The following is a 21,747-nucleotide window of genomic DNA, read 5'->3' on the forward strand; positions in this document are numbered from 1 at the left end:
CCTGCCATCCACGTCCTATGCGGCCTTTCAACCGGCCGCATTCGGCTAAAGCCGAATGGAATCCCATCATAACGAACGCGGGTGAATGCAAGCCGAAGGATTTTTTGACAGCCGCAGAAAAAAACATCGTCGGCGTGCGGCGGCTTCGGGGCCCGAGAACGGCTTGGGGCCTGTGCGCGGGCGAGAGGTTCCCCTACCCCGCCTGCCTAAGGCGGGCGATCAGGGGCTTGCACACGTCGCTGAACACGAGCATGACCAGCGGGCGCACGACCAGGAAGCAGAAGGCATAGGCCGCCGCGGCCGCAAGGGGCAGCATGGTGGCATAGGCGCCGAGGAACGCTGCTGCATGAGCGCCCGAGAGCGTCACGCCGATGGCACACATGATGGGCGCCATGATGCACACGTTCACGAGCACAAGCAGGGCCGACGCGCCCACACCCTCAAGGTGGCCGGGGTTGAGCTTGTCGAACAGCCAGAAGCTCAAGCGGTTCGCGAACAGGCTGCGCACAGTGAACGCGATGCAGAACCACAGCGGGAACGACGCCGCAAGCGCCAGCGGGTCGAGCGTGGCCGCCGGATGCACCACCACGTTCACGAACAGGATCATGGTCACGGCCATGCCGATGACGAACAGCGTCTGGAACAGGGTGGACTCCCCCTCCGACGCGGGTGGGTCGAAGTCGCCGCGCAGGCAATCGGCGTAGGAGTAGCGGGTGCGCTGCTCGGGGTTCTCGGAACGGGTCATGTAGTACCTCTTCTTCTCGGTTGGGCGCGTTTGGGCCGCAGCGCAGGCGCGCGCGAGCGCCCGGCGGCGCGTCAGCGGAAACTTGGTTGCAGTGGTTTGTTGGTGTTGTGCCGGCCGGGAAACCCGGTGGCGACGCTCCGCCCCACAAAGGCAAGCGAGATGAACCCAGTGTAGCGCCTTGCTGCGGGCAGCGGCACGGTTTCTCCACATTCCGTACCGGCGAACGACGGCAACAGCACACCATCCGCGCAAAGGGCACCGCTCGTCACGATCCCTTGCTCACGTGGCCCACCGAGTGCGCTGCCTTTCTTTTCGTCCTTCTTTTTGGAAAGCTAGCTTTACATATGACACCCACGCGTCTATACTTCATGGAAAGCTAGCTTTACCTTAAATCAAAAGCGGAAGGAACGCGCATGGAGAACCGCTTGGAGGAAATCCGCAAGGCGCGCGGCATCAAGCAAGAGGACCTTGCCACGGAGCTGGGTGTGTCGCGCCAGACCATCAGCTCGCTGGAGAAGGGGCGCTACAACCCCTCCATCCTGCTGGCGTTCAAGATCGCCCGCCATTTCGACCTGAGCATCGAAGACGTGTTCATCTACCGAGAGGAAGCGCAATGAACAACAAGCCCGCCGTTATCACCCTGTCGATCGGGGTGCTGTTCCTCGTGGCCACGCTCGCCTTCGCCTTCAACCTGGGCGGCGTGTCGGACGCGCTGCCCTTGGGCGCCCAAGCCGCCTTCGGCCTGGGAGGATGCGCGTTCGCCCTCATCGTGTGCGGCCTGTTCGCACTCGCCCACAAGCCCACGCAAAAAGAGCTCGTCGAACAGAACGACGAGCGCAACGTGGCCATCGGCAACTTGGCCGCGACGCGGGCGTTCACGCTGTTCTCCGTGCTCGTACCGGTGACAGCGCTCGTGCTGTGGGTGCTGGGCCAGGTAACCCTCGTCGGCATGCTCGTGTTCGTCGGCATCGAGGTAGTGGCCTTCATCGCCTACGTCGCGTTCATCGCGAAGGCGCAGAAGACCATGTAGGGCATGTCGAGAGCGGGGCGGGCGAAGCGCTCGCAGGGTGCAGGCGTTCGCACCGTTCCCCTTTTGCCAGCGTCAACGGCCGTATAGCGGCCACCTCGGTCAGCCCACGCTCACGAGCACGGATTGGAGGGCGGCCTGCACCGCAGCGGGATGACCCGCGCGGCGCACGACGGCGGCGAGGGATTCGGCGGGCAGGCGGTAGGTGTTGTTGTTCTGCGAGATATGCATGGCCACCACCTGCTCCAGCTCGTCGCACAGAAGCGCTTCCAGCTCGGCGGCGGCCTGGTCGTTGGACAGGTGGCCCACATCGGAGCCCACGCGGCGCTTCACGGGATACGGGTAGGGGCCGTCGGCGAGCATCTGCACATCGTGGTTGCTCTCCAGCGCCAACAGCCGCGCATGCATGAGGCCCTCGTGCGCCTCCCCCGTGACGATGCCGGTATCGGTGACGAAGCCCGCCACGTCGCCGCCGGCGCTCTCGAAGCGGAACCCGCACGACGAGGCAGCGTCATGCGAGGTGCGGAACACGTGGACGGCCAGGCCGGCAAGCGAGAGCGCATCGCCTGCGCGCAGGGACCGCACGTCATGCGCATCCTCGAGCGCGCGCACCTCGCTGCTGGCAGCGCGCACAGCGTCGTCCGCGTACACGGCCGGCTCGACGCCCTTCTTCGCCAGGCCGCGCAGCACCACGCCGAGGCCCTTCGTGTGGTCGGTGTGGTCGTGCGTCACGAGGATGGCCGCGAGCCTCGCCGGATCGAAGCCGGCCTCGTCGCAGCGCGCGAAGAAGTCGCGCTTGCAGATGCCGCAGTCCACGAGCACGCCCGCGCCCGTGGCCGCGTCCTCCACCACGGCCGCGTTGCCGCGGCTGCCGCTGGCCAGCACGTGCAGGCGCAGCGTGCGCGCCCCACCGGGCACAGGAGTGCCGAGGCGTGTCTGCGTCATAGCCGGAACCGGCGCATCCGCCGCGCCGTCGGCCACCCGACGCGCCTCTATCTGCCGCCGCGAGAAGACCTCTTCGAAAACCATATCCACGCCTGCGCTCGCCCCTCCTGCCCGATCCCGCCCGGCTCCGTCCGCACCGCCATCCGGCCCCGCAGCCCCATCGCGCGGCCTCGCGGCCCTTCGGTCCTGTCGCTTCGCGTCGATTGTACCCGAAGCGCCCCTCGGCCGCGCGGGGACGCCGCAAACCGCACAGGCTCGCCGGAAATCCGCCGCAGACGGGCGCCGGCCGCGCTCCCGTCCCTCCCGCCTGCGGCTTCGTCTACCATGGTTCCACGAGAAATCCCGGTCAGAACCGCATAGCTCCGCTCGCGCCCGAAGGGGGACGGCATGCCCAAGCACTCCGTTACAGCATTCCTTGCACGCAAGAACATCGAGGTATCGTTCCAGCGCTACGCCATCGACGCGCTGTCGGCCATGGCCCAGGGCCTGTTCGCCTCGCTGCTCATCGGCACTATCCTCACCACGGTGGGCGACCTATCCGGCGTCGGTTTCTTCAACGAGATCGGCACGTTCGCCAAGAGCGTGGCAGGGCCGGCCATGGCCGTTGCCATAGGCTACGCGCTGCGCGCGCCAGCGCTCGTTCTGTTCTCGCTCGCAGCCGTCGGCTACGCCGCCAACGCGGCGGGCGGGGCCGGCGGACCCTTGGCCGTACTGGTGATAGCCATCGCGGCCTCAGAGCTGGGCAAGGCGGTGTCGAAGGAGACGAAGGTGGACATCATCGTCACGCCCGCCGTCACCGTCCTGGCCGGCTGCGGGCTGGCGCTGGGCGTGGCGCCGTGGATAGGGGCGCTGGCCTCGTCGGTGGGCGGGTTCATTATGTGGGCCACTGAGCTGCAGCCGATGTTCATGGGCATCATCGTGTCGGTTGTCATCGGTATCGCGCTCACGCTGCCCATCTCGTCCGCCGCCATCTGCGCGGCGCTTGGTCTGACGGGGCTGGCCGGCGGGGCTGCGCTCGCGGGCTGCTGCGCGCAGATGGTGGGCTTCGCCGTCATGAGCTTCCGCGAGAACCGCTGGGGCGGCGTGCTGTCGCAGGGCCTGGGCACCTCCATGCTGCAGATGGGCAACATCATGAGGAAGCCGCTCGTCTGGGTGCCGCCCATCGTGGCGTCAGCCGTCACCGGGCCGCTTGCCACCTGCGTGTTCGCCCTGCAGCAGAACGGCCCTGCCGTGGCCTCGGGCATGGGCACGTGCGGCCTCGTGGGGCCCATCGGCGTGTACACCGGCTGGGTGGCGGGCATGGAGGCCGGCGCGGCGGCACCCGGCGCGTTCGAATGGGCGGGCCTCGTGCTGGTGTGCCTGGTGCTGCCCGCCGTTATCAGCTGGGCGGTATGCATCCTCATGCGCCGCGCCGGCCTCATCGCCGAAGGCGACCTCAAGTTGGAGGACTGAGGAGAGGGCGCAGGCTCCTCCCGCCGCGCGGGCACTTTCCCTACATGCGCTCCACGATGGCAGTGGCCAGGCGCGCGAAGTCGGCCTCGCGGTCGCGCGCCACGTCGAGCACCTCCTCGTCGGTGGGCGAGGCGCCCTCGATGCCGCAGGCCATGTTGCTCACCAGTGACATGCCCAGCACGCGCATCCCTGTGTGCCGCGCCGCGATGACCTCCTCGCACACGCTCATGGCCACCGTGTCGGCACCCCAGGCGCGAAAGGCGCGTATCTCGGCCGGCGTCTCGAAGCTCGGGCCGAGCAGCCCCAGGTACACGCCCTCTTGCACGCGGATGCCCAGCTCGTCGGCAGTTTCGCGCGCAAGACGCCGCAGCGCGGGATCGTAGGCGTCCAGCATGGAGAAGAAACGGAACGCGATGCCGTCGGGCTCGAGGCCCGCCACGGGGTTGCGCCCGGTGAAGTTGATGTGGTCCTCCATGATGCAGAAGTCGCCCACCCGGTAGCTCTCGTTGATGGCGCCGGCCGCGTTCGTCGCGAACAGCGTGTCCACGCCCAGCTCGTGCATGAGCCACACGGGGTAGGCCACCTCCTGGGCGGTGTTGCCCTCGTAACCGTGCAAACGGCCCTGCATGGCCAGCACGCGTTTCCCGCCCAGCATGCCGCACACGAAGCGGCCCACATGGCTCGTGGCAGTGCTCGTCCTCATATGGGGAACCTCGCCGTACGGTACGTAGACGGCGCCCTCGATCCGCTCGGCCAACGGGCCCAGCCCCGAGCCAAGGATCATGCCCACCTCGAGCCGGCGGTCGCCGATGCGCTCGCGCACGACGCGCGCGGACTCGGCAAGGTTCTCTTTCAACACGTTGCGCTGGACCATTGCTGCTCCTTCGAGATAGAGGACGATAGCTACTGTTAGACGTATTCTAGCGCATGTCGGAGCGGAGTGCCGACCAAGGGAAACGCCGATCCATGCGGCGTTCGTCCATGCGCTCGGGCAAGGCCCCCGCCCTTGCCTCTCGACGGGTTAGACTGCCTCGGGTCGGTGGCAGGGCCCTTGCCCTACCCGACCGGTCGAACCATGTATCGACCTGTGTTTCCCTAGCTAGTCGACGCCCCGTCGCGACGCACGTAGCGGATGGCGCAACAGTCGTCACCGCGTGCGATGGTCTTGGGCAGGTCCAGCTCCACGCCGTGCGCCTCGCCGATGCCGCGGTCGCCGCACATGGCCAAATCGCACAGCCGGGAGATCTCCTCGTCGGTGCAGCCCTGCTTCTGCCACGCTTTCACAAGCGGGCAATAGTGGAAGTCTATGGACAGCTTGTCGTCGGTGCTCTCCACCACCTTCATCTCGAACACGATCTGCGCGCTCTTCGTGAACAGCACCTTCTTCAGGCCCTTCAGGCTCTTCGTGCCGCTCTTTTCAATGATCTCGGCGCCCTGGTACAGCCCGCAGCGCTTCACGGCATCGGCCGCGAACGCGTCGTCGGGCAGCCCGTGCTTGCGCGCCTCGTCCACCAGCAGGTAGAGCCACAGCGCCCGGTGCTCCAGCTGCTCGCGCACCTTCACGAACAGCGGGAACGTGTTCTTCGGCTCGTTGACGATCTTGCTCATGCGATCCCCTTCCCCTCACCAACGTGCAACCGCTCCATTATAGGCCCTCGCACCATCCTGCAGCCCTTAACGGCGCCCCGACACGCGAATCGCCGTGCGGCAAGCGATTTTTTCGATTTGTGTGAGCTTCGGGTGCGAAAAGCGCTTTCCGACGGACACGAAGTGAGGTCTCACAAAACGCGACCAGGGCTTTTGAGAGCCGACGGCCCGCTAAGGCGCGCGACTCCCACCACAAGCGTACACAAATCGAAAAAATCGCTTGCCGCACGGCGATTCGCGTGCTCCACGCAGAACAGGGCGGCCGCTCGCGCGAGCCGCGCAGCGACGGAAAGCCGCTCGCGCGAGCCGCGCCGGCCGCGGGCGAACCCTTCAGATGCGTACCGCCCGCAGCTAGGTTCGCGCGGAACGGCCCGCGAGCACGCGGGGGCGGCCGGCGAGGTCGGACACGGTGCGCACGTCCACGAAGCCCGCCTCGGCGGCCAGACGGGCCGCGTCGTCCAGGCAGGTCTCGTGCAGTTCGAAGGCGAAGCCTCCGCCCGGCTTGAGAGCATGGGCGCAGAACGCCAGCAGGCGGCGGAACACGTCGAGCCCGTCGGCGCCGCCGTCGAGCGCGAGCGCAGGCTCGTAGGCGGCCACCTCGCGCGGGAGGCCGGCGAGCACGGCTGTGGGCACGTAGGGCGGGTTCGACGCCACGAGGTCGAGCGCGCCCACGACCTCGGCGGGAACCCCCTCGCCCAGGTCGCATTCGACCACGCTCACGCGCCCGTCCAGCCCGAGCGCCGCGGCGTTCGCGCGCGCGAGGGAGACGGCCTCGGGTGCGATGTCGGTAGCGTAAACGCGCGCGAGCGGATGCTCGTAGGCGATGGAGCAGGCAATGCAGCCGGACCCCGTGCACAGGTCCGCCACGAAGAGCGGTTCGGGCGCGGACGTCTCGGCGGGCGCCGGGGACGCCTCGGTGCAATCGGAGTCCGCGGCACCGGCCAGCCCTGCCTCGTCCTCGGCGGGCGCCTCGGCCTCCTCGCCCTTCGCGCGCGGGCGCGGCGCCGGGGGCAGGAGCGCGAGCGCCTCGCTCACGAGCACCTCGGTCTCCGGCCGCGGGATGAGCACGCCGGGGCGCACGCGCACCGTGATGTGGCGGAACCCCACCTCGCCGGTGATGTACTGCAAGGGCTCGCCCCGGCCGCGGCGCGTAACGTAGCCGCGCAGCGCGTCGCGCTCGTCCATCGACAGCGGGCGCTCGAAGTTGGCATAGAGCTCGATGCGGGACAGGCCGCACGCCTCGGAAAGGAGCCATTGCGCCGAGATGCGCGGGCTCTCGTCGCCCTTGCGCTCAAGGTACCCGACCGTCCAGTCAAGCGCAGCCTTGATGGTCCAGATGTCGTTCTCCACGACCATATCCCCTTCGAACCGAATCTTGCAGGTACCGGAGCCGCCCCCATCGAGACCCGCTTTGAAGCGTGCCTACGGTTTCTCGCGCTCCGAAGTCACCGTTTTGGCCGCCGTGAAGCCCGATTTCGGCGTGCAGCCCCACCGCGCCACAACCCTTCCGAAGAAGGCCAGGTCAAGCGCATGATGATTCTCGTCATTCCACGGCTCCGTCGAAAACAAGGCCCCTATCGCGGCGAAAGGGCTTCACCGCGGCCAAAACGGTGACTTCGGAGCGCGTTCTGCCGCATGCCGGCCGATATGGGATACGGCCGAGTGCGAGCTTACACAGCCGCCTCGAGCTTCTGCGCGCGGTCGGCAGCCTGCAGCGCGGTGATCACGTCGCCCAGGCCGTCTCCCAGAAGCACGCCGTTGTAGGTGCCGTTGTAGCCGATGCGGTGGTCGGTCACGCGGTCCTGCGGGCCGTTGTAGGTGCGGATCTTCTCCGAGCGGTCGCCCGAGCCGATCTGCGCCAGGCGCTCGGCGCCCTCGGCGGCCTGCTGCTCGGCCAACATCTTCTCGTAGAGGCGCGCGCGCAACACGGCCATGGCCGCGATCTTGTTCTGCAGCTGCGACTTCTGGTCCTGCGACTGCACCACCAGGCCGCTCGGCAGGTGCGTGATGCGCACGGCCGAGTCCGTGGTGTTGACGCACTGGCCACCCGGGCCGCCGGCGCGGTACACGTCGATGCGCAGATCGTTCTCGTTGATGTCGACCTCCACCTCGTCGGCCTCGGGCAGCACCGCCACGGTGGCCGTGGACGTGTGTATGCGCCCCTGGCTCTCGGTCTTGGGAACGCGCTGCACGCGGTGCACGCCGCTCTCGAACTTCATGACCGAGTACACCTTGTCGCCCTTGACCTTGAACTGGATCTCCTTGAAGCCGCCGGCCTCGGAGGCCGACACGTCCATGGTCTCGGTCTTCCAACCCTGCGCGCCCGCGAAGCGCTCGTACATCTTGTAGAGGTCGCCCGCGAAGATGGCGGCCTCGTCGCCGCCGGCGGCCGCGCGGATCTCCACGATGATGTCCTTGTCGTCGGCGGGGTCCGCCGGGATGAGCATGAACTTGATATCCTCCTCGAGCGCGGGCAGGCGCGCCTCGATGCCGGCGATCTCCTCTTGGGCGAACTCCTTCATATCGGGGTCCGCGAGCATCTCCTTGGCCGCCGCCAGGTCGTCGGAGGCCTGCACGTACTCGCGGGCCTTCTTCGCCAGCGGCCCTTGGCTCGCGTACTCCTTGGCCAGCCGGTTGTACTCCTTCTGGTCTGCGAGCACGGCCGGGTCGCCCATGCGCCCCTGGAGGTCCTCGTAAGCCTGGATGATCTTCTCGAGCTTCTCTCGCATGTCCGTTTCCTGCATGGGATATGTCCTTCTTGAACGTGGTTGCGCGGCGCACGCCCGCGCGCGGCGGGCGCCCGGTGCACAAGGCACCGGGCGCCGTTACGGTAACTGGTTCATGATATCAGAGAGCAGCGCAAAGCGCAGCCCCTCCCGCGGTGCCTCCCCTAGATAGCCAGGTACTCCGCAGCCTCCTCGGCGCACAGCGCCCCGTCGGCCACGGCAGTGACCACCTGGCGCAGGAACTTCGTGCGCACGTCGCCGGCCACGTAGACCCCGGGAACCTCCGTCTCGCCCGACTCGCCGGCCACGATGTAGCCCGTCTCGTCCGTCGTCAGCGCACCGGCCAGAAACTCGGTGTTCGGCTCGGTGCCCACGGCCACGAACAGGCCGTCCACGGCGATGTCGCGCTCCTCCCCCGTCTCGAGCATCTCAACGCGCACGCCCGCGAGCGCGCCCTCGTCGGCCACGAGCTTGCGCGGCACGGCGTTCCACACGAACTCCAGGTTCGGCAGGTCCTCCAGGCGCTTGTGGTAGATGGCGGTGGCGCGCAGCTTGTCGCGGCGATGCACCAGGTACACCTTCTTGCAGATGCGCGACAGGTAGATGGCATCGCCCGCGGCCGTGTTGCCGCCGCCCACCACCATGACGGTCTTGTCGCGGAAGAAGTTGCCGTCGCACGTGGCGCAGTACGACACGCCGCGGCCCTGCAGCTCCTCCTCCAGCTCCAGCCCCAGCTTGCGCGGACGGGCGCCGGTGGCGATGATCACGCTGTTGGCGCGGTACTCGTTGAACGCGGTCTTGAGCACCTTCGGGTTTTGGGTGAAGTCCACGCCCAGCACCTCCTCGCCCACGTTGCGCACGCCGAAGCGGTCGGCCTGCTGCTTCATGGAGAAGGCCAGCTCGAAACCGTTCGTGCCTTCGGGGAAGCCCGGGTAGTTCTCCATGTGCTCGGTCTGCGCCAGCTGCCCGCCCGGCGCGATGCGCTCGAACAGCACGGTCTCCAGCCCGGCGCGCGCGGCGTAGAGCCCCGCGGTGAGCCCCGCAGGCCCGGCGCCGATGACGGCGACGTCGATGGCCTTATCCTGCGCTCCGTCCGCCTTGCACGCGGCGGACGTGTCGTTGTTGGGTTCCTCTGTCATGGGAAGCCTCCTATCGCGGAACCTTTGCTTTGCATCCAGTATAGGGCTCGTCGCCTAATTGTCACAAGATCGGCACCACTTTACGCCGAATAAGCAGGATTCGGTTGGCGAACCGTCATGCCGCGCCGGGCCCCGCGTGCTCAACGCGTGCGTGACGGTTTCGCGAAGGCGGCGCCGCGCGCCCGCAGGGCGCACTACCATGGATGCGACCAAGCGAGGAAAGGAACGTTCCATGGACGCTGAGAACACGAACCACCCGGCCGGATCGTCTCCCGCACGCAGCGCGCACCTGCACGGCGCGTCGGCTGGCGGCCCGCGTACGCACGGCGAGCGGGCGGGTGCGGGCCGCCACGGCAGGACGGATGGCGAGGACCTGCACACGCTCTACCTGGCCGGCGGCTGCTTCTGGGGGCTCGAGGCGTTCCTGAAGCGCCTGCCCGGCGTGCGGCACACGGTAGCGGGCTATGCTAACGGCTCCACCGAGAATCCCAGCTACCGCGACGTGTGCAACTGGAACACGGGCCACGCCGAGACGGTGGCCGTGACCTACGACCGGCGCATCCTACCCACCGACGTGCTGCTCGACGGCTTCTTCGAGGTCGTGGACCCCACGAGCCTTAACCGCCAGGGCAACGACGCGGGCACGCAGTACCGCAGCGGCATCTACTGGCAGGACGAGGCCGACTTGCCCGCCATCGAGGCGGCGCTGCGCCGCCAGCAAGCGCGCTACACCGAGCCCATCGTCACCGAGATCGAGCCTCTCGACGGCTTCTACGCAGCCGAGGACTACCACCAGGACTACCTGGGCAAGAACCCGCACGGCTACTGCCACATCGACCTGGCCGCCGCCGAGGCATTCGCACGGCGCATGGGGCTTGCGGAAGGGCAGCCGTGCATCCAGTTCGACGGCCTGTGCGAATCGCCCGATGATCCGGCGGTGATGGGCGCCATCCCCGGGATCGATGCCGGCTCGAGCGAAGCGCAGGGCGTCTCGGCCGGCGAAGCGCGCAATCCGGGCGACGCCGGCGCGGGCGGCGCGGACGATGGCCCGGACGATGCCCTCGACGCGCCTGCAGCCGACGGCCCCGGCGCCCCAGGCGCTGCCGGCCCCCTCGACGCGGCCGGCGTGGCCGACGCCATCCGCGCGCAAGGCTACGCGGCGCCGCCCGACGAAGAGCTGCGCCGCGCCCTCTCGCCCGAGCAGTACCGCGTCGTGCGAGAGGGCGCCACGGAGCGCCCGTTCGCCCACCCTTACGACCGCACGTTCGAGCCGGGCATCTACGTGGACGCGACCAGCGGCGAGCCCCTGTTCGCCAGCGCGGACAAGTTCGACTCCGGCTGCGGCTGGCCCGCGTTCTCGCACCCCCTCTCGAAGGACGTGGTCACCGAGCATCTGGACCGCAGCTTCGGCACCCTGCGCACGGAGGTGCGCAGCCGCGCGGACGATGCGCACCTGGGCCACGTGTTCACCGACGGCCCCGCCGAGGCAGGCGGACTGCGCTACTGCATCAACGGCGCCGCCCTGCGCTTCGTGCCGCTCGAGCGCATGGACGCCGAGGGCTACGGCTACCTCAAGCCCCTCGTGGAGCAGCAGGAGGCTAGCCGCATGCCGGCCCTCCGCTGACCGCCCCCCTCCGGCCCGCACCGATCGCGCACCGACCAGAGCCGGCCGGGTCGTACGACAGCACAGCCCGGGTCGGCCAGCGCGCGGCAGCCTAACCAGGTCGTGCGCAGCCGCCGCTAGCAGCCCTCGCCCACCGGCTGCGGGGCCGGGGCGGCCTGCGCGGCGCGCCTCCGGTGACGGTAGCGCAGCAGCGCCCCGGCCCCGCAGGCCAGCACCATCTGCACGATGGTCACGGAGAACCAGATGCCGTCGACGCCCGCCACCCGTGCGATGCCGAACACCACCAGCACCACGAGCACCGCCTCGCCGTATACGATGGCGTTCGAGGCGCGGGCGTCGTCCACCGCGTAGAAGTACGACGTGGACGCGTGCGTGAACCCGTAGAACACATACGCCATGGAGAAGATGGGCAGCGCGTACGCCACGATGGCGGCCGTCTCGGCCGACGAGCCGAACACCAGCGGCACAAGGTTCCGCAGCAGGTACATGGCCAGAAGCCCCAGCGCGCCCAGCGAGATGGTTATGAGGTAGTTCGTGTTCCTGAACCGCCGCACGCCGTCGGCGTCGCCCGCGCCGTAGTGCTTGGAGATGAGCGGCTGCGAGCCGTCGCCCACGCCCTGGATGAGCATCTGGATGACGCAGGCGGTGTAGGACACCACGGCGTAGGCCGCGAGCGCCGTCTCGCCGCCGTAGGCCGACAGGTTCACGTTGATGGCCACCACCGTGGCCTCGGGCAGCAGCGTCAGGCCGAAGGGCGCCATGCCCAGCTTCAGCGCGTGGGCGACGATCTTGCCGTCCGGGCGCAGGTCGGCCCGCGCGATGCGGTTTTTCCTCAGCAGGAAGAACGCGAGCACCGGCACGAACGCCGCAGCCTGAGACACCGCCGTGGCCGCGGCGGCGCCGGCCGTCCCCCAGCCCATCAGCATGACGAACACGTAGTCCAGCACCACGTTCATCAGGCCCGCGAACACCTGCACCGTCATGGCGAAGCCCACGCGCCCCTGGTTGCGGATGAGCGGCGTGCATCCCGTGACGAAGATCTGGAACGGCACGCCCCACGCGATGACGCTCGTGTACGCCACGGCCTGCTCGAGCGTGCCGCCCTGGCCTCCCAGGAGCCGGCAGATGGGCTCGGCCGCGAACAGCAGCAGCGCCATGACGGGCAGTGCGGCCGCCAGCAGCATGACGAACGTCGTGCCTACCGCGCGCCGCGACTTCGCCTCGTCGCCCGCGCCGCGCGCGATGGACGATATCACGCCGCCGCCCATGCCGATGCCCGTGCCCACGGCCATGACGAAGGCCACGAGCGGGAACGCCACGTTGATGCCCGCGACGCCCGCATCGCCCACCGCGTGCCCCACGAACATGCCGTCCACGATGCTGTACACGCTGGCGAGCGTGAACGTGAGCATCGTGGGCAGGATGTAGCGCAGGTACTCTTTCAACATATTCTTCTTGATCATGGTTTTCCACTCCGCCGGTGCTCTATCGCGCCCCCAAGGGGCGCCCCCTCGCCAACGCCTCGCTGCGCGGGCGGGGCTTGTCTTGGCCATTGCCGCATGATACTCTAAACCTTAAAGCGACTTTAAGGTAAAGGGGCGCCCTGCCCACCTCCCCCAAATCTCCAAACGGAAAGGGAGCGCGTCATGGAACCCGTGCTGTACGACATCAAGGACGCGGCGCGCTACTTGGGCGTGTCACCGTCGACGCTGCGCTACTGGGAGCGCGAGGGGCTCGTGCGCGCCGGCCGCAACCGCGGCAACGACTACCGGCAGTACGCCCTGCACGACCTCATCGACGCGAGCGAGATAGCGTTCTACCGTCGCCTGGGCGTGCCGGTGCGCGAGCTGGCGGGCTACCGTACGCTCTCGGCACGCGACCTGGACGACGCGCTCGACCGCACGGCCCGCGACGTGGAGCAGCGCATCGCCGAGCTGGAGGCCATGCGGGCCCGCCTGGCGCGGCAGCGCGCCCTGAACGCACGGGCCGAGGAGCTGGAGGCGGCGGGCATGCGGCCCGGCGCGCCGGGCATCGCCCGCCTCGACGCCATCGACTACGCCGACCCGGCCCTTTGGCCCCTGCTCGTGGACGAGCCCTGGCGCTTCGCCGTGCTCGTGGACGCAGCGGACCCGGGAACCGTGTTCGAGATGGTGGCCGACACGCCCACGCGCGCAGGCGCCGTTTGGGAGCGGGATGCGCCGGGCGCCGGGGAGGGGCGCGAGTGCCTGCTGCTGGTTGACCCGGACGACCCGAACCGCAGCAACGCCCCCGCGCTGTTCGCCGAGGCGGCCCGGCAGGGCCTCGAGCCGCGCCTCGCGGTTGGCACCTACCTGCTCACCGCCGTCGAGGAGGGCCCGCAAGCGGCGCGCTGGGACTACTACCGCGCCTGGGTGCTGGGCTGACCGCCGGGGCGCACGAGCGGCAGGATGCGTGGAGGAGGGGGACAAGGGGACGGGGATAACGTCACATTCCCAAGCGATTAACGAGATCCGAGGACTTCGAAGAACGTGACGTTATCCCGTCCCCTTGTCCCCCTTTGCCTCCCCGAGCACAAGGAAGCGCCGGCTGCCCAAGGCGGCCGGCGCTTCCGGGAACCTGCGGCGAGGCGGCGCTAGGCCAGCATCGACAGGATGTTCTGCTTGGGCTGCACGCCCACAGCCTGCTTCTTCACCTGGCCGTTCTCGAACACAACGAGCGTGGGCACGCTCATCACGCCGTACTTCTGGGCGATGTCGGGACTCTGGTCGATGTCGAGCTTGTAGACGGACGCCTTGCCGGCCTGCTCGGCCGCGATCTCGTCGATGGTGGGCGCCAGCATCTTGCACGGGCCGCACCACGTGGCGAAGAAGTCCACCAGCACGGGACCCTGCGCGTCGAGCACCTTGGACTGGAAATCGGAAGAAGAAACGACCTCGCTCATGTAAAGCCTCCTTATAGTCTCGGCCGCTCGCACGGCCCTGCTCGCGGTGCCGCGGGCACCGTCTCTCGCGACGCCCGGCGGGCGCACGATCAGTTTGTTCTGCCCGTATTGTAAACGCCTTCGCTCAACTGTGCATCTAATTGTTACGGTTTAGGGCATAAAACTTGGGTTTCCCGACATTTTCGCCCCGCGAACGGCCGATCGCCGGCAGGCGCTCCATGGTTACTTCACAGATACGGGAAAAGGCTGCGGCCGCCGTCCCCTCGGCCGGAGAAGCGGCGCGCCCGCCCTCGTGCAGGGCGCTGCGAGCGCGACCGGTCCCGGCCAGCTGGCAAGGCGAACGGCGCCTCCCGATTAGGCTACAGCGCGTGCCGCCTTTGGGGCCGCTGCGCTATAATGGGACGCGATCACGCAGAAAGGACCCCGCATGAGCGACACGACCGCACGCCTCCCCCGCACCGACCCCCGCGACCTCCACGAGCCCGCCTGGCGCGGGCATACCGTGGCGCCCGTCGACCTCGTGCTGGAGGGCGGGGCCATGCGCGGCCAGTTCACGGCCGGCGTGTTGGACGCCTTCATGGACCGCGGGCTGTTCTGCGAGCGCACGGTGGGCGTGTCGGCGGGCGCGCTCTGCGGCTACAACTACGTGGCCGGCGACACGGGCCGCTCCTGCTACCTCAACGTGAAGTACGCGGGCGACTGGCGCTACCTTTCCATGAAGAGCTTCGTGCGCACGGGCAACGCCTGCGGACGCGACTTCGCCTTCAACGTGATACCCAACCAGCTGGAGCCCTTCAACTACGCCGCCTTCAACAGCTCGCCGATGCGCCTCGTGGCCGTGTCGAGCGACCTGGACTCGGGAGAGGCCGACTACCATGAGTTCTCCGACGCCCTGGCCGACGTCGACTACCTCATAGCCTCGTCGTCCATGCCGCTTGTGAGCCAGATCGTGGAGGTGGACGGCAAGCACCTGCTGGACGGCGGCACGTGCGACAGCGTGCCCGTGATCTACTCGCTGCTCACCGGCCCCGCCAAGCGCATCGTGGTGCTCACGCAAGCCGAAGACTACCTGAAGGGCCCGAACAAGCTCATGGCGCTCCTGCGCCAGCGCTACGCCGACTTCCCCTTCTACGTCGACCGCCTGCAGCATCGCCACTACGAGTACAACCGCCTGTACCGGGCCCTGCCCTGCCTGCACGACGAGGGCCTCCTCTTCCTCATCCGCCCGCCGGAGCCCGTCACGGTGTCGAGCATGGAGAAGGACCAGGCCAAGCTCATGGCCCTCTACGAGCAGGGCTACGCCGAGGCCCTGCGCGTCTGGCCCGCGCTCGAGCGTTACCTGGCAGGATAGCAGCCGGGCCGCCTCGGCGATCACGGGGATGCGCGGACGAGATCGGCGTGATGCGCGACCACGCCGCAGACAACGAGGCGGAGCGCGTCGCAAGCCCCGGGGTGCCGCTGCGCCCGGCACGCAGACGGCGGGGTAGCCGTGCCGCAGGTGATGCCCCGTCAAGCGACGGGCTGCGCCTGCGCCCCCGCCGGGCCCCTACAAGTCATCGGCATCGGCCTCGACGCCGTCGTCGCAGCACCCGTCGCCACGCTCCCCATCGCCGTCGCGCGCATCCCCCTCGTCCGCACCGCACCTTGCGCGGGCCCGCGCGTCTTGCGCGCGGAACTCGGCAACGAAGCCGGCCGAGAAGATGCCCGCCGGGATGGCCACCACGCCGATGGACAGCAGCATGGTGAGGAATCCCACGAGGCGCCCCGCCGCCGTCAGGGGCACGAGGTCGCCGTAGCCCGTTGAGGTGATAGTGGTCATGGCCCAGTACATGCCCGTGAGCACGCTGTCGAACTTGTCGGGCTGCACCGGATGCTCCACCTCGAACATGAGCACGCTGGCCGTGACGGTGAGCAGCCCCAGCACCGTGAACGCGGCGACGATCTCTTGGCGGCGCTTCGCGAACACGCGCGCGATGGACCGCAGCCCGCGCATGTAGCGCGACAGCTTGACGAGCCGCAGCAGGCGGATGATGCGCGCGGCGTTGAGCGCCGAGGCGGACACCGGCACCGCCAGCACCAGCAGCCCCGGCAGGAACGCCAGCAGGTCGACGAGCCCCATGGGCGAGAGCGCGTAGCGCAGCCGCGCCTTCACGGGCCCGCAGCAAGGATGCACGAGGTCGGCCACCCATAGGCGCGCCCCATACTCAACCGCGAAGCACGCGCTCGAGGCCAGCCCGAACACGAGCAGCGCATGCGACACGCCCGACGACACGTCCAGCTGCGGCTCGGCGAACACGAGCAGCGCGTTCGCCACGATGAGCGCGAACAGCGCGATACCCACCGCCCGCGCTGCGCCGCGCGCCGCGCGCACGTCCTCCAAGGCGAGGAACGCCTGTCGCTTGAACGGGGATGCCTGTGCCAGCCGGCGCTCCAGCAGCTCCTCCCGTTTAGCCATGGGCCCGCGTCCACCCTGGGACGGAACGGGGACGGCGGTCCTCGGCGGAGACCTCGGCGATGACGATCATGGGGTTCGCTCCTTTTCCCGCTCGCCCGCGCCGCGGGGGCGGCGGGCGGTACGTGCTCTGCGTGCGCCCTAAGCATACCACGACGCCCTCCCCCTCCGTTGCGCTACAATGACATCGTTCGTCTGCAAACGTCGTTCTCGCACGCCCGAAAGGCCCTTCATGCCCGTCGACCTCATCTCGCTCGCCATCATCGCGCTCGTCGCGGCGGCGTGCCCCATCCTCGCCAAGCTCATCCCCGGCAAGCTCATCCCCGAGACGGTGTTCCTGCTCATCGCCGGCGCCGTGCTCGGGCCGAACCTCGCGGGCGCCATAGAGCTCACCGACTCGGTAGGGCTGTTGTCCGACCTGGGCCTGGCTTTCCTGTTCCTGCTGGCGGGCTACGAGATAAACCCGAAGAGCCTCACCGGTTCCCAGGGCAAGCGGGGCCTGGCCACCTGGGCCGTGTCCATCGTGCTGGCCTTTTTGTTCGTGCATTTCGCCAGCGGCCTGTTCGCGAACGAGATAGAGTCCGTTGCCGTGGCCATCGCGCTGACCACCACGGCGCTCGGCACGCTCATGCCCATCCTGAAGGAGCGCGAGCTCATGGGCACGCGCGTGGGCGAGTCCGTCCTGGCCTACGGCACGTGGGGCGAGCTGTGCCCGGTGCTCGCCATGGCGCTTCTGCTGTCGACGCGCGCCGAGTGGAAGACCGTGCTCATCCTGATGGCGTTCATGGCCCTGTGCGTGCTGGTGGCGGTGGTGCCCGCCAAGGCGAAGAAGGCCGGCCACCGGTTGTTCCGCTTCCTCACCGCCAACGCCGAGGGCACCTCGCAGACTATGATGCGCGTGACGGTGCTCCTGCTGGTGGGGTTGGTGGCCCTGTCGGCCGCGTTCGACCTCGACATCGTGCTGGGAGCGTTCGCGTCGGGCTTCGTGCTCCGCTACATCATCCCCGAGGGCGACCACGCGCTCGAGCACAAGCTGGACGGCGTGGCGTACGGTTTCCTCATACCAATCTTCTTCGTGGTGTCCGGAGCGAAGATCGACCTGGCGGCCGTGTTCCAGCAGCCCGAGGTACTGCTGGGCTTCATCGCGCTTTTGCTGCTCATCCGCGCGGTGCCCATCTTCGCCGCACTCTCAACCGGCAAGGACACGCGCGACATATCGACGCACAACCGCCTGACCATCGCGCTGTACTGCACGACGGCGCTGCCCATCATCGTGGCCGTCACGTCGGTAGCCGTGAGCGCGGGCGCCATGCCGCAGGAGACGGCCAGCGTGCTCGTTGCGGCCGGCGCCATCACCGTGTTCCTCATGCCGCTTCTGGGCATGCTCACCTACCGCGTGGCCGACGCGAAGCCCATCGAGGCTGTGCGCGAGATAGCGCACAGCCCGCGCGACATCGGCGACATCCTGCGCGAGCACTGGGAGCTGGAGCGGATGCTCGCCCGCAGGGAGGCGCTCGAGCGGCTGGCGGCACGCCGGGAGGGGCGCGACTTCGAGGATCTGAACTGGCAGGACCGTGCGGCGCTGCTGCAGCGAGCCTCGGCGCGCAAGCGCGCCATCGACGAGGCGCTGGACCTCGCCTCGCAGGAGATGGCACGCCGGGCCCTCGTGGACGACGCCGATCCCGATGGCGACGGGCCCCGTCAGGCGAACCGGCAGCAGCGCCGCGAGGAACGGCGGCGCCTTGTTGCCGAGCATGCCGTGAGGGAGTACCGACGCCGCATGAACGAGCTGGGCGGCGCGGCCGAGCGCATGGGCGTCAGCCGCGAGGACGCGCGTCGGCTGTTCGAGGACGCGCGCGAGATGCGGGAGTCTGCCCTGCGCGACCGGTACGGCACAGGCGCGGGGCACGACGAGAACGGGGACGACGGGCCCCGTTCCTGAAGGACGGCGCGAAACGGGCAGGCTGGCAGCCGGACGGATCGCGCCAGCTTTTGGACGTACTGCTAGCGGGAGCCGTCCTCGTATTCCCGGCGTGCGGCGCGCAGCGCCCAGACCACGAACAGGTCGACAAGCACCAGGAACACGCCGGCCACCGTCAGCATGCCGTCGCTCTCGGGCGTGTAGGACGCCCAAGCCTGCCAGCCGCCGAAGCCCACGACGCCCGCTCCAACGACGATGAGCAGCACACCGCCTACACGGGTTGCCTGCGCCACGCCGCTCGCCTCGCGCTCGCGCTCCGGAAGCCCTGCGGCGCCGGCGAGCGCATGCCGCCAGCGGCCGCAGGCCATCTGGACGCCCGTCACCACGAACACGAGCCCCATGAGCAGCAGGCCCGCCATGAGCGCCGCGAATCCCCAGCCGTATTCCACGCTCCCGCCTAACCGAACAGAACCTCGGCTATGTTGCGGGTGGACTGCTCGGTGGGCGTCCAGGTGCTTCCCTCGAGCGTGTAGTCGATCGTGACGGAGCCGGCATCGACCGGCTCGATGGCCGCGGTGGCCTCCATGACAGTCTCCCCGATCTTCTGGTTCATCTCGGCCTCGGGAAGCTCGAGGAACGACTCGTCCTCGGCCAGCTTCGCCGCAGCATCCTCGAGCGCCTGCTCGTAGGCGGCGTAGCTCTTGCACGTGAGCGCCACGTCGACATGCGCCTCCTTGCCGTCGACCGTCACGTCACCGATACGGTAATCGAAGCCGGCCAGGTAAGCCTTCATGAACTCGTTCGCATCGATGCCGAACTCGGACAGGTCCGCAACGTCCGCACCGGACATAAGGTCGGCGAGCGCTGCCTCGTCCAGGTTCTTCAGCCCGTCCAGTTCCTCGGCCACCCCGTTGCGGATAACCTCCTCGTCGTTCGGCCCGCATCCTGCAAGCGCCCCTAGGCACAGCACCATGAGCGCGGCGGCGCAGACGGCGGCTATCTTGATCCTCTTCATGAAACGTTCCCCTCCCCTACCTTGAATGGACATGAAGCCATCATACCGGCCCCCGCACTGTTCGGCAAGCACGAGAGAAGCCCCCGACCAGGCAGGGGCTTCCGTTCGAAGCGAGATTGGGGCACGGTGCGCCGCCGCTCGGGCATACCGCGCGGCCGAGCTCGGCGGCGCGGTATGGCTCCGCCCGGAGCACCGCTACAACGCGGCGTCCTTGATGGTCTGCACCAGCTTCTCCACGTCCCAGGCGCCGAGGTCGCCCTCGTGGCGCTCGCGCACGGACACGGTGCCGTTCTCGACCTCCTTGTCGCCCAGCACCACCATGTACGGGATCTTCTGGCTCTGGGCCTTCGCGATCTTCACGCGCATGGGCTCGTTCTGGTCGTACACCTCAACGCGGCCGCCCGCGTCGGCCAGCTTCAAGGCCAGCTCGTGGGCCGCCTCGTTGTGGCGGTCGGCCAGCGGCAGCACGGCCACCTGCACGGGAGCCAGCCACAGCGGCAGCGCACCGGCATAGTGCTCGATCAGAATCCCCAGGAAGCGCTCGATGGAGCCGAAGATGGCGCGATGGAGCATCCAGGGGCGCTCCTCGGTGTTGTCCTCGGTGCGGTAGGTGAGCCCGAAGCGCTCGGGCATGTTGAAGTCCACCTGCACGGTGGAGCACTGCCAGGTGCGGCCGATGGCGTCCTTCACCTTGATGTCGATCTTCGGGCCGTAGAACGCGCCGTCGCCCTCGTTGATGTCGTAGGACAGGCTGTGGCGCTCGCATGCTTCCTTGAGCGCGTTTGTGGCATGCTCCCACATGTCGTCGGTGCCGATGGACTTCTCGGGACGCGTGGAGATCTCGGCCTCGTATTCGAACCCGAACGTGGACATGATATGGTCCACGAGCCCGAGGATGGCCACCACCTCGTCCACCACCTGGTCGCGCGTGCAGAACACGTGCGCGTCGTCCTGGGTGAAGCCGCGCGCGCGCAGCAGGCCGTGCACGACGCCACTCATCTCGTGGCGGTACACCGTGCCGAACTCGAAGTAGCGCAGCGGCAGGTCACGGTAGGAATGCAGCTCGCTCTTGTAGAGCATCACGTGGCCCGGGCAGTTCATGGGCTTCACGGCGTACTCGGTCATGCGGGGGTTCTCGTCGTCGCCCTCGTTGATCTCGAAGAAGTACATGTTCTCCTTGTAGAAGCCGTAATGGCCCGAGGTCTTCCACACGTCGGCGTTGTAGATGTGCGGGGTGATGACCTCCTCGTAGCCGCGCGTGTAAAGGTCGCGGCGCAGCCACTCCTGCAGGGTGCGGATGATGCGCGCGCCCTTGGGGAGGTACAGCGGCAGACCGGCGCCCGCCAGAGGGTCCATGACGTAGATGCCCAGCTCGCGCCCCAGCTTGCGGTGGTCGCGCTTCTCGGCCTCCTCCAGGTTGCGCACGTGCTCGTCCAGCTCCTTCTGCTTGAAGAACGCCGTGCCGTAGATGCGGGTGAGCATCTCACGCTCGGCGTCGCCGCGCCAGTACGCGCCGGCGAGCTTCGTGATCTTGAACGCGCCCAATTTGCCGGTGGAGGGCAGGTGCGGCCCGCGGCAGAGGTCGGTGAACTTGCCGATGGTGTACGTGGTGATGACGGCGTCCTCGGGAAGCTCGGCGATGAGCTCAAGCTTGAACGGCTGATTCGCGAAGATCTCCTCGGCCTCGGCGCGCGTGACCACGCGGCGCTCGAAGGGCTCGTCGGACTTCACTATCTCGGCCATGCGGGCCTCGATGGCGGCGAAGTCGTCGGGCGAGAGCGCGCGGCCCGTCTTCACGTCGTAATAGAAGCCGCCCTCGATGGCCGGTCCCACGCCGAACTGCACGTCGCCGTAGAGGTCGACGAGCGCGGCAGCCATTACGTGCGCCGTGGAATGGCGTAGGAGCTCCAGGCCCTCGTCGCTCTTGGCGGTGACGATGGCTACGGAGTCGCCCTCGGCCACGGGCGCGGAGAGGTCGACCGGCTGGTCGTTCACGATGCCGGCGAGCGCGGCCTTCGCCAGGCCCGGGCCGATGGAGGCGGCCACGTCGGCGACGGTGGCGCCTTTGGCGAGCTCCTTGTTCGAGCCGTCGGGGAGTACGATGTTCATGATAGTTCCTTTCCTGTGCCGGGCG

Annotated in this window: 20 protein-coding genes; 7 read left to right on the forward strand and 13 right to left on the reverse strand. The window is 68.4% G+C overall.

All coding sequences use genetic code 11. The annotated features are described in order from the left end of the window. Window positions 1-193: 193 nt before the first annotated feature. Window positions 194-745 carry a hypothetical protein gene (locus tag LB310_RS09555; protein ID WP_157007210.1) on the reverse strand — a complete coding sequence of 184 codons (552 nt, stop codon included), beginning with the start codon at window positions 743-745 and terminating at the stop codon, window positions 194-196. Between the two features lie 413 nt (window positions 746-1,158). On the opposite strand from LB310_RS09555, the gene LB310_RS09560 reads away from it, so the two are divergent. Together LB310_RS09560 and LB310_RS09565 are read left to right on the forward strand one after the other, a co-directional pair. Further along, a complete protein-coding gene (locus LB310_RS09560) occupies window positions 1,159-1,362 on the forward strand; it encodes a helix-turn-helix transcriptional regulator (RefSeq protein ID WP_015538696.1) in 204 nt (67 codons plus the stop codon). Then, complete coding sequence (locus tag LB310_RS09565; RefSeq protein ID WP_015538697.1) at window positions 1,359-1,775, forward strand: hypothetical protein; 417 nt, start codon at window positions 1,359-1,361, stop codon at window positions 1,773-1,775. The genes LB310_RS09560 and LB310_RS09565 overlap by 4 nt, the downstream gene beginning before the upstream one ends. Before the next feature lie 99 nt (window positions 1,776-1,874). On the opposite strand, the gene LB310_RS09570 is transcribed toward LB310_RS09565, so the two are convergent. Further along, on the reverse strand, window positions 1,875-2,717 hold the full coding sequence (locus tag LB310_RS09570) for an MBL fold metallo-hydrolase (protein ID WP_087190966.1): 843 nt from the start codon (window positions 2,715-2,717) through the stop codon (window positions 1,875-1,877). A gap of 387 nt (window positions 2,718-3,104) precedes the next feature. Here LB310_RS09570 and LB310_RS09575 point away from each other — a divergent pair, with 387 nt between their 5' ends. Beyond that, the gene (locus LB310_RS09575; RefSeq protein WP_278806399.1) at window positions 3,105-4,169 is read left to right on the forward strand and encodes a PTS transporter subunit IIC; all 1,065 of its coding nucleotides are present in this window, start codon (window positions 3,105-3,107) and stop codon (window positions 4,167-4,169) included. Window positions 4,170-4,209: 40 nt separating this feature from the next. On the opposite strand, the gene LB310_RS09580 is transcribed toward LB310_RS09575, so the two are convergent. The 5 genes from LB310_RS09580 to trxB all read right to left on the reverse strand — a co-directional run bounded on the left by LB310_RS09580 (window position 4,210) and on the right by trxB (window position 9,681). Beyond that, on the reverse strand, window positions 4,210-5,043 hold the full coding sequence (locus LB310_RS09580; protein WP_301154992.1) for a purine-nucleoside phosphorylase: 834 nt from the start codon (window positions 5,041-5,043) through the stop codon (window positions 4,210-4,212). A 221-nt stretch (window positions 5,044-5,264) separates the two neighbouring features. After that, window positions 5,265-5,777 (reverse strand): L-2-amino-thiazoline-4-carboxylic acid hydrolase, encoded by a 513-nt coding sequence (locus LB310_RS09585; RefSeq protein WP_278806403.1) that lies wholly within the window; start codon window positions 5,775-5,777, stop codon window positions 5,265-5,267. 390 nt (window positions 5,778-6,167) lie between these two features. After that, a complete protein-coding gene (locus LB310_RS09590) occupies window positions 6,168-7,166 on the reverse strand; it encodes a HemK/PrmC family methyltransferase (RefSeq protein ID WP_278806404.1) in 999 nt (332 codons plus the stop codon). A 320-nt stretch (window positions 7,167-7,486) separates the two neighbouring features. Then, window positions 7,487-8,560: a peptide chain release factor 1 gene (prfA, locus tag LB310_RS09595; protein ID WP_238386225.1), complete on the reverse strand. Its 1,074-nt coding sequence runs from the start codon at window positions 8,558-8,560 to the stop codon at window positions 7,487-7,489. Between the two features lie 146 nt (window positions 8,561-8,706). Next, window positions 8,707-9,681: a thioredoxin-disulfide reductase gene (trxB, locus tag LB310_RS09600; protein WP_278806405.1), complete on the reverse strand. Its 975-nt coding sequence runs from the start codon at window positions 9,679-9,681 to the stop codon at window positions 8,707-8,709. Window positions 9,682-9,913: 232 nt separating this feature from the next. Between trxB and msrA the strand changes: the two genes are divergently transcribed. Then, entirely contained in the window at window positions 9,914-11,305 is a 1,392-nt protein-coding gene (msrA, locus tag LB310_RS09605) for a peptide-methionine (S)-S-oxide reductase MsrA (protein ID WP_301154993.1), read from the forward strand. Window positions 11,306-11,421: 116 nt separating this feature from the next. On the opposite strand, the gene LB310_RS09610 is transcribed toward msrA, so the two are convergent. Further along, the gene (locus LB310_RS09610; RefSeq protein WP_301154994.1) at window positions 11,422-12,768 is read right to left on the reverse strand and encodes an MATE family efflux transporter; all 1,347 of its coding nucleotides are present in this window, start codon (window positions 12,766-12,768) and stop codon (window positions 11,422-11,424) included. 183 nt (window positions 12,769-12,951) lie between these two features. Between LB310_RS09610 and LB310_RS09615 the strand changes: the two genes are divergently transcribed. Continuing rightward, on the forward strand, window positions 12,952-13,707 hold the full coding sequence (locus tag LB310_RS09615; protein WP_278806408.1) for a MerR family transcriptional regulator: 756 nt from the start codon (window positions 12,952-12,954) through the stop codon (window positions 13,705-13,707). A gap of 209 nt (window positions 13,708-13,916) precedes the next feature. Here LB310_RS09615 and trxA read toward each other — a convergent pair whose 3' ends face one another. After that, window positions 13,917-14,225 (reverse strand): thioredoxin, encoded by a 309-nt coding sequence (trxA, locus tag LB310_RS09620; protein WP_087190929.1) that lies wholly within the window; start codon window positions 14,223-14,225, stop codon window positions 13,917-13,919. Window positions 14,226-14,652: 427 nt separating this feature from the next. Here trxA and LB310_RS09625 point away from each other — a divergent pair, with 427 nt between their 5' ends. Next, a complete protein-coding gene (locus LB310_RS09625; protein ID WP_278806409.1) occupies window positions 14,653-15,576 on the forward strand; it encodes a patatin family protein in 924 nt (307 codons plus the stop codon). 195 nt (window positions 15,577-15,771) lie between these two features. Here the strand turns inward: LB310_RS09625 and LB310_RS09630 are convergent, their stop codons facing one another. After that, window positions 15,772-16,680, reverse strand: coding sequence for an ion transporter (locus tag LB310_RS09630; protein WP_278806410.1), 909 nt, complete (start codon window positions 16,678-16,680; stop codon window positions 15,772-15,774). 229 nt (window positions 16,681-16,909) lie between these two features. On the opposite strand from LB310_RS09630, the gene LB310_RS09635 reads away from it, so the two are divergent. Continuing rightward, complete coding sequence (locus LB310_RS09635; protein WP_278806411.1) at window positions 16,910-18,619, forward strand: cation:proton antiporter; 1,710 nt, start codon at window positions 16,910-16,912, stop codon at window positions 18,617-18,619. A gap of 62 nt (window positions 18,620-18,681) precedes the next feature. Here LB310_RS09635 and LB310_RS09640 read toward each other — a convergent pair whose 3' ends face one another. From LB310_RS09640 to thrS, 3 genes are all read right to left on the reverse strand, one after another. Then, window positions 18,682-19,047 carry a hypothetical protein gene (locus LB310_RS09640; RefSeq protein ID WP_278806413.1) on the reverse strand — a complete coding sequence of 122 codons (366 nt, stop codon included), beginning with the start codon at window positions 19,045-19,047 and terminating at the stop codon, window positions 18,682-18,684. 8 nt (window positions 19,048-19,055) lie between these two features. Beyond that, entirely contained in the window at window positions 19,056-19,613 is a 558-nt protein-coding gene (locus tag LB310_RS09645) for a hypothetical protein (protein WP_096226732.1), read from the reverse strand. Between the two features lie 195 nt (window positions 19,614-19,808). Then, a complete protein-coding gene (gene thrS / locus LB310_RS09650; protein WP_278806415.1) occupies window positions 19,809-21,722 on the reverse strand; it encodes a threonine--tRNA ligase in 1,914 nt (637 codons plus the stop codon). Between the last annotated feature and the right edge of the window lie 25 nt (window positions 21,723-21,747).

Origin of the sequence: Gordonibacter sp. RACS_AR49, from assembly GCF_030418435.1 — a bacterium.
Classification (GTDB): Bacteria; Actinomycetota; Coriobacteriia; order Coriobacteriales; family Eggerthellaceae; genus Gordonibacter; species Gordonibacter urolithinfaciens.

Coding starts and splice junctions, on each gene's coding strand:
- LB310_RS09555 (WP_157007210.1), bottom strand. CDS start 745: ATGACCCGTTCCGAGAACCCCGAGCAGCGCACCCGCTACTCCTACGCC.
- LB310_RS09560 (WP_015538696.1), top strand. CDS start 1,159: ATGGAGAACCGCTTGGAGGAAATCCGCAAGGCGCGCGGCATCAAGCAA.
- LB310_RS09565 (WP_015538697.1), top strand. CDS start 1,359: ATGAACAACAAGCCCGCCGTTATCACCCTGTCGATCGGGGTGCTGTTC.
- LB310_RS09570 (WP_087190966.1), bottom strand. CDS start 2,717: ATGACGCAGACACGCCTCGGCACTCCTGTGCCCGGTGGGGCGCGCACG.
- LB310_RS09575 (WP_278806399.1), top strand. CDS start 3,105: ATGCCCAAGCACTCCGTTACAGCATTCCTTGCACGCAAGAACATCGAG.
- LB310_RS09580 (WP_301154992.1), bottom strand. CDS start 5,043: ATGGTCCAGCGCAACGTGTTGAAAGAGAACCTTGCCGAGTCCGCGCGC.
- LB310_RS09585 (WP_278806403.1), bottom strand. CDS start 5,777: ATGAGCAAGATCGTCAACGAGCCGAAGAACACGTTCCCGCTGTTCGTG.
- prfA (WP_238386225.1), bottom strand. CDS start 8,560: ATGCAGGAAACGGACATGCGAGAGAAGCTCGAGAAGATCATCCAGGCT.
- trxB (WP_278806405.1), bottom strand. CDS start 9,681: ATGACAGAGGAACCCAACAACGACACGTCCGCCGCGTGCAAGGCGGAC.
- msrA (WP_301154993.1), top strand. CDS start 9,914: ATGGACGCTGAGAACACGAACCACCCGGCCGGATCGTCTCCCGCACGC.
- LB310_RS09610 (WP_301154994.1), bottom strand. CDS start 12,768: ATGATCAAGAAGAATATGTTGAAAGAGTACCTGCGCTACATCCTGCCC.
- LB310_RS09615 (WP_278806408.1), top strand. CDS start 12,952: ATGGAACCCGTGCTGTACGACATCAAGGACGCGGCGCGCTACTTGGGC.
- trxA (WP_087190929.1), bottom strand. CDS start 14,225: ATGAGCGAGGTCGTTTCTTCTTCCGATTTCCAGTCCAAGGTGCTCGAC.
- LB310_RS09625 (WP_278806409.1), top strand. CDS start 14,653: ATGAGCGACACGACCGCACGCCTCCCCCGCACCGACCCCCGCGACCTC.
- LB310_RS09630 (WP_278806410.1), bottom strand. CDS start 16,680: ATGGCTAAACGGGAGGAGCTGCTGGAGCGCCGGCTGGCACAGGCATCC.
- LB310_RS09635 (WP_278806411.1), top strand. CDS start 16,910: ATGCCCGTCGACCTCATCTCGCTCGCCATCATCGCGCTCGTCGCGGCG.
- LB310_RS09645 (WP_096226732.1), bottom strand. CDS start 19,613: ATGAAGAGGATCAAGATAGCCGCCGTCTGCGCCGCCGCGCTCATGGTG.
- thrS (WP_278806415.1), bottom strand. CDS start 21,722: ATGAACATCGTACTCCCCGACGGCTCGAACAAGGAGCTCGCCAAAGGC.